14 protein-coding genes are annotated in these 11,754 nt (G+C 59.5%); all 14 read left to right on the top strand.

Features of this window, described 5'->3' with window-relative positions; translation table 11 throughout:
- Positions 1-4: 4 nt before the first annotated feature.
- The 14 genes from NXC24_RS29600 to ehuA all read left to right on the top strand — a co-directional run bounded on the left by NXC24_RS29600 (position 5) and on the right by ehuA (position 11,748).
- On the top strand, positions 5-574 hold the full coding sequence (locus tag NXC24_RS29600; RefSeq protein ID WP_104826912.1) for an ATP-binding protein: 570 nt from the start codon (positions 5-7) through the stop codon (positions 572-574).
- A gap of 9 nt (positions 575-583) precedes the next feature.
- Positions 584-922, top strand: a complete 339-nt coding sequence (locus tag NXC24_RS29595) for an STAS domain-containing protein (RefSeq protein WP_104826911.1) — start codon at positions 584-586, stop codon at positions 920-922.
- Between the two features lie 321 nt (positions 923-1,243).
- A complete protein-coding gene (locus tag NXC24_RS29590; RefSeq protein ID WP_104826910.1) occupies positions 1,244-1,948 on the top strand; it encodes an EAL domain-containing protein in 705 nt (234 codons plus the stop codon).
- A gap of 269 nt (positions 1,949-2,217) precedes the next feature.
- Positions 2,218-2,955 carry a septum site-determining protein MinC gene (minC, locus tag NXC24_RS29585; protein WP_104826909.1) on the top strand — a complete coding sequence of 246 codons (738 nt, stop codon included), beginning with the start codon at positions 2,218-2,220 and terminating at the stop codon, positions 2,953-2,955.
- A gap of 32 nt (positions 2,956-2,987) precedes the next feature.
- A complete protein-coding gene (minD, locus tag NXC24_RS29580; protein ID WP_104826908.1) occupies positions 2,988-3,803 on the top strand; it encodes a septum site-determining protein MinD in 816 nt (271 codons plus the stop codon).
- A complete protein-coding gene (minE, locus tag NXC24_RS29575; protein ID WP_028750328.1) occupies positions 3,800-4,060 on the top strand; it encodes a cell division topological specificity factor MinE in 261 nt (86 codons plus the stop codon). The genes minD and minE overlap by 4 nt, the downstream gene beginning before the upstream one ends.
- 312 nt (positions 4,061-4,372) lie before the next feature.
- A complete protein-coding gene (gene eutB, locus NXC24_RS29570) occupies positions 4,373-5,356 on the top strand; it encodes a hydroxyectoine utilization dehydratase EutB (RefSeq protein WP_104826907.1) in 984 nt (327 codons plus the stop codon).
- On the top strand, positions 5,356-6,372 hold the full coding sequence (eutC, locus tag NXC24_RS29565) for an ectoine utilization protein EutC (RefSeq protein WP_104826906.1): 1,017 nt from the start codon (positions 5,356-5,358) through the stop codon (positions 6,370-6,372). The genes eutB and eutC overlap by 1 nt, the downstream gene beginning before the upstream one ends.
- Positions 6,369-7,547, top strand: a complete 1,179-nt coding sequence (gene doeA, locus NXC24_RS29560; protein WP_104826905.1) for an ectoine hydrolase DoeA — start codon at positions 6,369-6,371, stop codon at positions 7,545-7,547. Before eutC ends, doeA begins: the two co-directional genes overlap by 4 nt.
- A gap of 15 nt (positions 7,548-7,562) precedes the next feature.
- The gene (gene doeB, locus NXC24_RS29555; RefSeq protein WP_104827902.1) at positions 7,563-8,576 is read left to right on the top strand and encodes a N(2)-acetyl-L-2,4-diaminobutanoate deacetylase DoeB; all 1,014 of its coding nucleotides are present in this window, start codon (positions 7,563-7,565) and stop codon (positions 8,574-8,576) included.
- Between the two features lie 104 nt (positions 8,577-8,680).
- Positions 8,681-9,541, top strand: a complete 861-nt coding sequence (gene ehuB, locus NXC24_RS29550; protein ID WP_104826904.1) for an ectoine/hydroxyectoine ABC transporter substrate-binding protein EhuB — start codon at positions 8,681-8,683, stop codon at positions 9,539-9,541.
- Between the two features lie 91 nt (positions 9,542-9,632).
- A complete protein-coding gene (gene ehuC / locus NXC24_RS29545; RefSeq protein WP_104826903.1) occupies positions 9,633-10,298 on the top strand; it encodes an ectoine/hydroxyectoine ABC transporter permease subunit EhuC in 666 nt (221 codons plus the stop codon).
- Positions 10,295-10,987 carry an ectoine/hydroxyectoine ABC transporter permease subunit EhuD gene (gene ehuD / locus NXC24_RS29540; protein ID WP_104826902.1) on the top strand — a complete coding sequence of 231 codons (693 nt, stop codon included), beginning with the start codon at positions 10,295-10,297 and terminating at the stop codon, positions 10,985-10,987. Before ehuC ends, ehuD begins: the two co-directional genes overlap by 4 nt.
- Positions 10,984-11,748 (top strand): ectoine/hydroxyectoine ABC transporter ATP-binding protein EhuA, encoded by a 765-nt coding sequence (ehuA, locus tag NXC24_RS29535; protein WP_104826901.1) that lies wholly within the window; start codon positions 10,984-10,986, stop codon positions 11,746-11,748. Before ehuD ends, ehuA begins: the two co-directional genes overlap by 4 nt.
- The last annotated feature ends 6 nt before the right edge of the window (positions 11,749-11,754 follow it).

Here is an 11,754-nt window from a genome sequence, read left to right as displayed (position 1 = left end):
TAGCATGGCGACCGTCGTCTTTGGGCTCGCAGATCTTGTAGCAAACAGCAGTGCAGACAGCGCTACTTTCCTCCGATTGCTTGACGGACCGCTCGCTTTGAGCTGGTCCCATTGTTCGATGACATCCGATTTTATCGCTGAAATATCGGCTTTGCGTTACAAGAGGTTACGTCAAGTCTATCACCAGGTTCGCCATGACATCGGTTACGTCGCCAACGAACTTATTGAAAATGCCGTGAAGTTTCGTGTATCCGGTGAAATCGGCATTTCGGCTTCGATAGAAGGAGAACGGTTTCGCATGAGGGTCTCGAATTTTATCGACAATGAAACTGCTGCGCGTTTTCAGCATTTGCTTGCTCAGATAACCACTGATGACCCCTCGGACCTCCTCATTCGGCAAATCGAGAAGAACGCGGCGTCGACTTTCGGCAGCGAGTCGGGCCTTGGCTTGCTGACGCTGATGAGTGACTATGAGACTGACTTGGCGTGGACTTTTGATGCGAATCGGCCCAACGGTCCGACTCATCTGGAGACATATGCCTCCTTACCGATCCCTTCCGTCCAGAATGGCTGAGTTTTGACCATGGAAATTAGAGGAGAGGCATTTCGCGTTTGGACTGAAGGACATGTCGTGTTCTTTGACGGTTCCATGCGTCTGGCCGGATCGGACGCCTATGCTCCGATCTTCCAGTTGGCGACCGATTTGCTCGAGAAAAACCCTGAGCGGCTGACGCTCGACCTGACAGGCCTTCAGTTTCTGAATTCGTCGGGCATAAACTTGCTTGCGAAACTGACGATAGAGGCCCGCAAACGTGCCGACGTGCAGATGACGGTGCGCGGTTCCAAACAGATTTCGTGGCAGCTCAAATCATTGCCGAATTTGAAGAAGCTCTATCGCGAGCTCGATCTCCGACTCAGCTAGCTACGCAATGCTGGCGGCCTCTGATTCTGTCTTGGAAGACCGAATCGTGTAAGCTTTAGGTGACCGATTGCTTGTGGACAAGGAACACGGGCCGCCTTTCGACGCAAAAGAAAGGTTGCATAAAAGCTCGCAGTGATTGAGGATTTGACACCATTAGTCGTCCCGATGTACTTATAAGTTACTAACATACGAAATTCAAATAACCCGACGACGCCGTTCGGTTGTAGGTTTCCGTGTAAGGACGTACGCGCCAACGATTTGGCGGCCTGCCACAGTCGAAAACAATGACTGGGAATAGCATCGCTGGAGGTATTCCTCACTATGTCCAAGGCTGTTTCCGATCGCGGACTGAGTTTCGCCGCACAGAAGGTCAGCCAAATCGATGTTCCGGAAAAGGTGCTCTATTGGGAGTGCTTTGCCCGGATTGCGGATGCCCGTGGCGTTGTCCATCGTGCTGCATCCTTTGCGCCCTATTTGGAATCCTCCCTCGCGTCCTTCGATCTTGATGCGCGCATGCTGGACTTGATTCTGGCGAACTTGGCTCGGGATCCAAATCTCGTACTCGGATGCAACATTTCCGCCGCCAATTTGGCTGTCACAGATCACTGGAAACAAATGCTCCGGCAAATCGAGCGCCATTCGGAACTCGCTCCGCGACTTGTGCTGGAGATCACGGAAACTTACCCACTGGTGGGTGAGGGCGTCGAGAGGTTGGCAGCCGTTCGCGCGCTCGGCTGCCGGGTGGCGATCGACAACTTCGGAGCGGGTATGGCCACGCCTGCGCGACTGCTGACGGTCCCGGCCGATATAATCAAGATCGACGCTTCGCTGGTGCGGAATGTGCGGACCTCAGAAAAGGGACAGAGCAGCCTGCAATATCTGGTCGGATTTGCATCTTGCGTCGCCCCGATCATCGTTGCCGAAGGCATCGAAAAGAACGAGCACCTGGATGCCGCTCGCGCATCAGGCGCGACTCATGTGCAGGGTTTTTTGTTCGGAAAACCAGCCGCGCTACCAAATCATTGAGCTGAGTCGGAAGACGATTTGCTCACGCTTTCGCACCAAGCGGCCAATTGGCCTCTTTCGGCGCTCCGGTAAGCGATGAGTTCTCGTGGCCGCTTTAAATTTTGGTGCCTTCATTAACGCAGGCCCGATCGATGGTCATTTCTGCAAGTGTCGGAAACTTAACAATAAAATCGGCAGGAGGGCGAGGCAATGCTGGGCGCCATCCCTGTTGCGTTAACCATTTGTTAACCATAGCGGCGGTACACAGGGTCAACGAAATATTTACACAGATGACCAAAGTGCTAACAGACGCTCGCTCGATCCGCATCAAAGGCCGTTCCTTCCTGGCGGTCATGCTTTCCCCGGATCTTCCCATCGATGATTGGTTGATCAGGCTGGATGATCTCGCCGCGCGTTCGGCGGGCTTCTTTTTGGGGCGCCCTGTCGTGCTCGACCTCACGGATCTGTCGATCGACCGATCGGGGTTGAAGGATCTGATCGGGGAACTTGCTCGGCGCAATGTCAGCATCATGGGTATCGAGGGCGCGCGCCCTTCAATCCTCGGTCCGGGTATGCCTCCCGCGCTCAAAGGCGGTCGGCCGGTTTCCGATATCGAGGTGCCTGTAAACGAGGTTCCGGTGCAGGAGCCAGTCGTCGAGGTGCGCAGCAGACCGGCGGCTCCCGAGACCCGGCCGGCAATGCAGTCCATCGTCATCAGGGAACCGGTGCGTTCGGGTCAGTCGGTGATCTTCCCCGAAGGGGATGTCACGGTTATCGGATCGGTTTCTTCCGGTGCGGAAATCATCGCGGGCGGGTCGGTGCACATCTACGGCAGCTTGCGCGGCCGAGCCATGGCGGGTTCGATCGGAAACGCATCGGCGCGCATCTTCTGCCGGAAGCTTGAGGCGGAGCTGGTCGCGATCGACGGTATTTACAAAATGGCAGAAGACATGGCCCCCAACCTTCGCGGACAGGCTGTTCAGCTCTGGCTCGAAGGCGATGCGATCATGGCAGAGAAACTTATCTGAGCCGGCAGCCGGCCACGACAGAGGAGAGCAAGATGGGGAAAGTCATCGTAGTCACGTCAGGCAAGGGCGGGGTTGGCAAGACGACCTCGACCGCCGCGCTTGGAGCGGCTCTGGCGCAGAGAAATGATAAGGTCGTTGTCGTCGATTTTGACGTCGGGCTGCGAAATCTCGACCTCGTCATGGGGGCGGAGCGTAGAGTCGTCTACGATCTGATCAATGTCATACATGGCGACGCCAAGCTCCCCCAGGCGCTGATCCGCGATAAGAGGCTGGATACGCTGTTCCTGCTGCCGGCCTCGCAAACCCGCGACAAAGACAACCTGACTGCCGAGGGTGTCGAGCGCGTCATCAACGATTTGAAGCAACACTTCGATTGGATCATCTGCGACAGCCCCGCAGGGATCGAACGCGGCGCTACTCTGGCCATGCGCCACGCGGATACGGCAGTGGTCGTCACCAATCCGGAAGTCTCGTCGGTGCGCGATTCGGACCGCATCATCGGCTTGCTGGATGCCAAGACGGCCAAAGCCGAGCGCGGCGAGCGGATCGAGAAGCACCTGCTCCTGACCCGCTACGACGCCAACCGCGCAGAGCGCGGCGACATGCTCAAGGTCGACGACGTTCTGGAGATCCTTTCCATTCCGCTCCTCGGCATCGTTCCGGAAAGCATGGATGTCCTGCGCGCCTCCAACATCGGCGCCCCTGTCACGCTGGCCGATAGCCGCAGCGCACCTGCCATGGCTTACTTCGATGCCGCTCGCCGGCTTACAGGCGAAGTTCTGCCGATCACGATTCCCGGCGAGAAGCGGAACATTTTCGGCAAGATATTCGGACGGAGGGCGGCATGAACATTTTTCGTCTTTTCGGCAAACAAAGAACCGCACCGGCGGCTAGAGAACGCCTGCAGGTGCTTCTTGCCCACGAACGCTCGTCGGCAGGCTCGGACCTGGTATCGCTGCTCAGGGAGGAAATCCTCGGCGTGATAGCAAAGCACGTGCAGCTCGACGGCGATAAGGTGCAAGTCAAGATGGATTGCAACGAACACGTCTCGACGTTGGAAATCGACGTTGAAATCCCGCTGCATGCAGTTGTTCAGGCTGCGTGAAGGGCACGCTTCGATAGATCCAGCCGACAGCAGGTTTTGATCGGGCAGGTTAAACTCACCGGTCGTGCTTAGGGCGGAGAAGTTCGATTTGGAACGCGGATAAGATGACGATGTCCGCGTTCCCATGGGGTGAATTAGATCGCTGGCGCCACGAGAAAGGCGCCATATGCTATTCATAATTGTAATGAAACAATAATAAGATTGACATGATCTTTTGTCTCTTTCACGCTGATGTCATGAACATCGGTGGCGAAAGAGATATGAAATCGTGCTGACGTCAATCATGGCATTTTCAGAGCGACGGACCGCGCGATGACCGCGACGGTGACGTTGTCCGATATCGAAGAGGCACGGCGACGCATTGCCGGACAGGTCGTCCGTACGCCGTTGATGCGCTCGCACGCGCTCTCCCGCCAATCCAGCGCATCCGTATTTCTCAAACTGGAAAATCAACAAACGACCGGCAGCTTCAAGCTTCGCGGAGCGACCAATGCGATCCTTTGCCTCAGCGAGGAGGCACGTTCGCGCGGGTTGGCAACGGCGTCCACGGGCAATCACGGCAGAGCAGTCGCGCACGCCGCCGCAGCATTGGGTGCGCGGGCGATCATTTGCCTGTCGGCGCTCGTTCCCGCCAATAAAGTCGAGGCGATCCGCAGCCTTGGAGCCGAGGTGCGCATTGCCGGCCAATCCCAGGATGATGCCATGCGCGAGGTCGAGCGTTTGGTAAGGGAGGAGGGCATGAGCTTCGTGCCGCCCTTCGATGATGCCAACGTGATCGCTGGCCAGGGAACCATCGGGCTCGAGATCGCGGATGCCCTGCCGGATGTGGCGCTTGTCCTCGTGCCCCTGTCAGGCGGTGGATTGGCGTCGGGCGTTGCGGCTGCCATCAAGGCCAAGCGGCCGCAGGCCAGGGTCATCGGTATATCGATGGAGCGGGGCGCGGCGATGGCGGCGAGCCTTGCCGCGGGTGCGCCGCTTGAAGTCCAGGAGGTCGAAACCCTGGCGGATTCGCTGGGTGGCGGCATCGAGCTCGACAATCGCCTGACATTTGCCATGTGCCGCGACCTTCTCGACGAAGTGATCCTGCTCAGCGAAGACGAGATATCGGCCGGCATCCGCCATGCGGCGACGGTCGAAGGCGAAATCGTCGAAGGCGCGGGTGCGGTCGGTATCGCGGCGCTGCTTGCCGGCAAGATCAGACCGGATGGCCCGACGGCGATTGTCGTCTCAGGTGGCAACATCGATCCGGTGGTCCATCGCCAAATCGTCAACGGCATCAAATCGGGGGTGGGGTGATGGCGCGCGTGCTTGTGCTGACGGAAAGTGATTTGCGCAAAATCGTTCAGCTTGACGCGGACGCCGTCGAATGCGTTGAACAAGCCTTTGCGGCCTTGGCGACCAACGCGGTGGAGATGCCGCCGATCATGCGGCTGGATATCCCCGCCCATCGTGGCGAAGTTGATGTCAAGACGGCCTATGTACCGGATGTCGACAGCTTCGCGATCAAGGTAAGCCCTGGCTTTTTCAATAATCCCTCGCTTGGCCTGCCCAGCACCAACGGGCTGATGATGCTGCTCTCGGCGCATACCGGATTGGTTGAAGCGCTTCTGCTCGACAACGGTTATCTGACCGATGTGCGAACGGCCGCCGCGGGCGCGGTTGCCGCAAAACATCTTGCCGGCCCGGATGCCCGGGTCGCGGCAATCCTTGGCGCCGGCATGCAGGCACGCTTGCAGCTTCGCGCATTGACTTTGGTACGGCCGATCGAAGCTGCCCGTATCTGGGCACGCGATGCGGAAAAGGCCAAACGGCTTGCTGATGAGCTTACCACTGAGCTCGGTTTTCCGGTTTCGGCCGAGGCTGACGCCAAGCAGGCCTGCAGCGGCGCCGACATCATCGTCACCACCACGCCGTCCAACAAACCGATCCTCGACGCCTCCTGGCTGGAGCCCGGCCAGCACGTCACAGCCATAGGTTCGGATGCGGAGCACAAAAACGAGATCGATCCAAAGGCGATCCTGCGGGCCGCTCCCTATGTCGCCGATAGCCTGAAGCAGACCCGCCGGCTCGGCGAACTGCATCATGCCATCGTTGCAGGTCTTGTGAGGGAAGATGCGACCTTTCCCGAACTGGGCGCCATCATTTGCGGCCAAGCCGCCGGCCGTCGGTCACGCGAGGCAATCACGCTCTGCGATTTGACCGGCACGGGCGTGCAGGACACGGCCATTGCCACGCTTGCCCATCGTCGCGCCGTCGCTGCCGGTGCGGGACAAGCCATTGAAACGACAAAAGCATCAGGAGACCCAGCGTGAGCGAACCGACCCTCAATTTCACCCGCTCCGAATATGCCGATCGGCTTGCCAAGACGCGGCGAGCCATGGAGAAGGCCGGTATCGATCTCATCATCGTGACCGATCCGTCCAACATGCATTGGCTGACGGGCTATGACGGCTGGTCCTTCTATGTGCATCAGTGCGTGCTGGTGCCCGGTTCCGGCGAACCGATCTGGTATGGACGCGGCCAGGATGCCAACGGCGCCAAGCGCACGGCCTATCTCAGCCACGACAACATCATCGGCTATCCCGATCATTATGTGCAGTCGACCGAACGCCATCCGATGGATCTCCTGTCACAGATCATCGAGGAACGCGGCTGGGCCAATGCCTCGATCGCCGTCGAAATGGACAATTACTGGTTCACCGCTGCGGCCTATGCCTCCTTGGTCAAGCACCTGCCGAATGCCCGCTTCAAGGATGCCCAGGGGCTCGTCAACTGGCAGCGCGCCGTCAAAAGCCCGACCGAGCTCGACTATATGCGCAAGGCTGGCCGCATCGTCGCCGCCATGCACAAGCGGATCGTCGAGAAAGTCGAGCCCGGAATCCGCAAATCCGATCTCGTCGCCGAAATCTATGATGCCGGTATCCGTGGCGTCGATGGCTTTGGTGGGGACTATGCTGCAATCGTGCCGTTGTTGCCATCGGGCGCCGACGCGTCCGCGCCGCATCTGACCTGGGACGACAAGCCGATGAAGAGCGGCGAGGGGACGTTCTTCGAGATTGCAGGCTGCTATCGCCGCTATCACTGTCCGCTGTCGCGAACCGTCTTTCTCGGCAAGCCGACCCAAGCCTTTCTGGATGCCGAGAAGGCAACGCTCGAAGGCATGGAGGCAGGCCTTGCCGCGGCCAAGCCCGGCAACGCCTGCGAAGACATCGCCAACGCTTTCTTCGCGGTGCTGAGGAAATACGGGATCGTCAAGGATAACCGCACTGGCTATCCGATCGGCCTGTCCTATCCGCCGGATTGGGGCGAGCGCACCATGAGCCTGCGCCCTGGCGATCGCACGGAGCTGCAGCCCGGCATGACCTTCCATTTCATGACGGGGCTGTGGCTGGAAGACATGGGCATGGAGATCACGGAAAGCATCGTGATCACCGAGAGCGGTGTCGAATGCCTGTCCAACGTACCCCGCAAACTTGTCGTGAAGTGATCGGCCGGCATGAACATGATGACAATGATCACACGCCCATCACCCATAACGCCGACCGTCGATTTCGATCGGGATGGCGTCCAACATGGTCACCTGCGCCTGCCCTGGTCGCGTGACGATTCCGCCTGGGGCTCGATCATGATCCCGGTCTGCGTCATCAAAAACGGCGATGGTCCGACGGCGCTTTTGACTGGTGCCAATCACGGCGATGAATATGAAGGGCCTGTCGCGCTCTTCGATCTCGCCCGGACGCTGAAGGTGGAAGAGGTCAAGGGGAGGGTCATTATCGTCCCGGCGATGAATTATCCGGCGTTTCAGGCCGGTACCCGCACGTCTCCGGTCGACAAGGGCAATCTCAATCGCAGCTTTCCCGGCCGGCCCGACGGTAGCGTGACGGAAAAGATCGCCGATTATTTCACCCGATACCTGCTGCCGCTGGCAGACATCGTGCTCGACTTCCATTCGGGCGGCCGGACGCTCGATTTCCTGCCGTATGCCGCAGCCCATGCGCTGCCGGACAAGCGACAGGAAAAGGCCTGCTTCGATGCGGTCGCCGCGTTTTCCGCGCCCTATTCCATGCGGATGATCGAGATCGATGCAGTCGGCATGTACGACACGACCGCCGAGGAGATGGGCAAGGTCTTTGTGACGACCGAGCTTTCGGGTGGTGGAACCATATCGGCACGCACGGCTTCCATTGCCAAGCGCGGCGTTCTGAACGTCTTGAAGCAAGCCGGTATCGTTGCCGGCGCGCCGGAGACGGGAACAACGCAGTGGCTCGACATGCCGTCCTCCGATTGCTTCGTCTTTGCCGAAGCAGACGGTCTTTTCGAACCCGTGAAGGATCTTGGCGACATAGTTGCGGCCGGAGAGATCATCGCCCGGGTGCATCCGGTCGGCCGCACCGGATCAATACCCTTTGACTATCGGGTGGCGCTGGACGGCGTTCTTGCCGCACGTCATTTCCCCGGCCTCATCAACACTGGGGATTGCCTCGCCGTCGTCGCGGCCTTGACGGAGGCCCCCTGAATTGCCGCGCCGCGACAGTGCGGCGCGGATCACCACCCCGCTAACGGCAAAGATCCGGAAAACCGGACAGCCGATGACGGAATTCAACCACAGAGGAGTGAACGATGAGATCGAATTTTTACCGCAGCCTTGCCGCCATGGGTCTGACCATCGGCCTGGCCGCTTCCGCCCATGCCGCCAGCCTCGAGCAGATCAAGAAGGATGGCTATATCCGCGGCGCCAGCGCCAATGAGGTTCCCTACAGCTATATGGACGAGAGCGGCGCTGCCAAGGGCATCGGTCCTGATGTTGCTGCTGCCGTCCTGAAGTCGATGGACGTGAAGGAGGTCGACTGGACCGTGACGCCGTTCGGATCGCTGATCCCCGGCCTGAAGGCCAAGCGCTTCGATTTCGTCGCCGCCGAGCAGAACATCCTCCCGGAGCGTTGCAAGCAGGTGCAGTTCACCACGCCGAACTCGAGCTACGGCGAAGGCCTGCTGGTGCCGAAGGGCAATCCGAAGAAGCTGCATTCCTATGAGGACATCAAGAAGGATCCGTCCCTCAAGGTCGCGATCGTCTCGGGCGCCGATCAGCTCGATTTCTTCCATGGCCTCGGCATTCCGGAGTCCCAGATCGTCATGATCCAGGCCAATGCCGATGCGCTCTCGACCATCCAGACCGGCCGTGCTGACGCCTATGCCGCAACGGAGCTGACGGTCGCCAAGCTGGTTCAAGGCGGTGGCTCGAATGTCGAGCAGGCGGCCCCCTTCACCGATCCGGTCATCGAAGGCAAGTCAGTCAGAAGCTATGGCGGCTTCGATTTCCGGCCTGAAGACAAGGATCTCTACAAGGCGTTCAATACGGCGCTCATCGCCTTCAAGAAGACCGATGACTACAAGAAGATCCTGATGTCCTACGGACTTAGCGCCGAAAGCGTCGAGGCCGCGCGAACCAAGAATACGGAAGACCTGTGCGCGGGCAAATGAGGTCGGCAATATCCATCGGCTTGGTCTTTGCCCATCGGCGACGGCCTAGCCGACCAGCCCCTTGCATCTTGCGGACGGAGGTGACCCGGACATGAGCTGGACCCATTATCTTCCAGCACTGCTGAAGGGCGCAGAGGTGACGGCGATCATCGGCGTCACCTCGATGCTGCTCGGCGCAATCTTTGCTTTCGCGGCCGGCCTTGCGCGGTTCGCCGGCGGCCGGCTGCTTTCCTGGATCGCGCTGGTTTACATAGAAATATTCCGGGGCACATCGCTGCTGGTGCAGCTCTTCTGGCTCTATTATGCGCTGCCGCTGATCGGGATCTCCTTCGATCCCATCACGACGGGCATCGTCGGCCTGGCGCTGAACATCGGTGCCTATGGCGCCGAGGTGGTGCGCGGTGCGCTGCAGTCGGTTCCCGATACCCAGCACGAGGCGGCGCGCGCCCTGAACTTCGGGCACGGGCAGACGCTCTTCCATATCGTCCTGCCGCAGGCGGTGGTGGAGATGATGCCGCCATTCGGCAATCTCGCCGTCCAGAACCTGAAGGATACGGCGCTGGTGTCGCTGATTTCGATCAGCGACCTGACTTTCCAGGCGCAGCAACTGCGCAACATCACCTTGGACAGCGTCCGGATCTATTCGCTGACGCTTATCGGATATTTCATCATGGCGCTTATCCTTGTCGTCTTCATGCGCTGGCTCGAGACGATCCTTCGCCGGGGCGCCGCCTTTCCGGGGAGGGCGCCGGCATGATGTACGGCTTTACTTGGGATACGTCCTCGACGCTCTCCTTCGCGTTGTCGATCCTGCCGATCCTCGGCATAGGATTGATCGTGACGCTGGAGGCGGCGGCGGCCGGATTTGCGATCGCCCTGGTCCTCGGCCTGGTCTTCGCGCTGTTGCGGCGCAGCCGTTTCGCGGCGATCTCCTGGCCGACAGCGTGCGTCATCGAATTTCTGCGCGATACGCCGCTGCTCGTGCAGCTCTTCTTCCTCTATTACGTCTTGCCGATCTACGGGATCGTCCTGCCGGCCTTTCTTACGGGCGCGCTGGCGCTCGGCCTGCAATATTCGGCCTACACGTCGGAGGTCTATCGCGGTGGCCTGGACGCCGTGCCGCGCGGCCAATGGGAGGCAGCGACGGCCCTTAATCTGGGGCGCGGCCTGACCTACAGGGATATCATCATCCCGCAGGCGATCCCTCGTATCATCCCCGCCATGGGCAACTATCTTGTCTCCATGCTTAAGGAGACGCCGGTTCTGTCCGTCGTCACCGTGGTCGACATGCTGAACCTTGCCAACCTCATCGGCGATCGGACCTTCGAATATCTGGTACCGCTGTCGCTCGTCGGCTTGATCTTTCTCATCCTCACGCTCGTCTGCTCGGCGGCCATTCATTGGCTCGAGAAGACGCTGCCGAAAAACGGAATTGCTTTGAGATGACCGAACCCCTGATCCGCTTCCACGACGTCACCAAGCGCTACGGCGACTTTACCGTTCTCGATGACTTCTGTTTCGAGGTTGCACCCGGCGAGAAGGTAACGTTGATCGGACCGTCGGGCTCGGGCAAATCGACGGTTCTGCGCATCCTCATGACACTCGAACCCTTTCAGGAGGGCACATTGCACCTGGCCGGAATGTCCTATCATGAGGAAAAAGGCCGCGGACGGTTCCGCGCCAGCGAAGCGCATCTGCGCCAGATCCGCACGCATGTCGGCATGGTCTTCCAGAGCTTCAATCTGTTTCCGCACATGACCGTGCTGCGCAATATCGTTGAGGCGCCGACGCGCGTGCTGGGACTTGGACGGGCCGAAGCGGAGGCTCGCGCCATCGAGCTTTTGCGCATGGTCGGTCTTTCCGAGAAGAAGGATCACTATCCGAGCCAGCTTTCTGGCGGCCAGCAGCAGCGCGTCGCCATAGCCCGGGCGCTCGCCATGCGTCCGCGGGTCCTGCTATTCGACGAGCCGACTTCCGCGCTCGACCCGCAGCTTGTCGGCGAAGTGCTTGGCGTCATTCGCGATCTCGCGCATGAGCACGATTTGACCATGCTGCTGGTGACCCACGAAATGCGGTTCGCAAGAGAGGTATCCGATCGCGTCTGCTTCTTCGACAAGGGCCGCATCTGCGAAGAAGGCAAGCCGGAACAGATATTCAGCACTCCGAAGGAAGACCGTACCAAGGAGTTTCTGCATTCCGTCCTGTGACTGAGA

Source organism: Rhizobium sp. NXC24 (genome assembly GCF_002944315.1).
Classification (GTDB): Bacteria; Pseudomonadota; Alphaproteobacteria; order Rhizobiales; family Rhizobiaceae; genus Rhizobium.
This window is presented reverse-complemented; position numbering and strand designations above follow the sequence as displayed.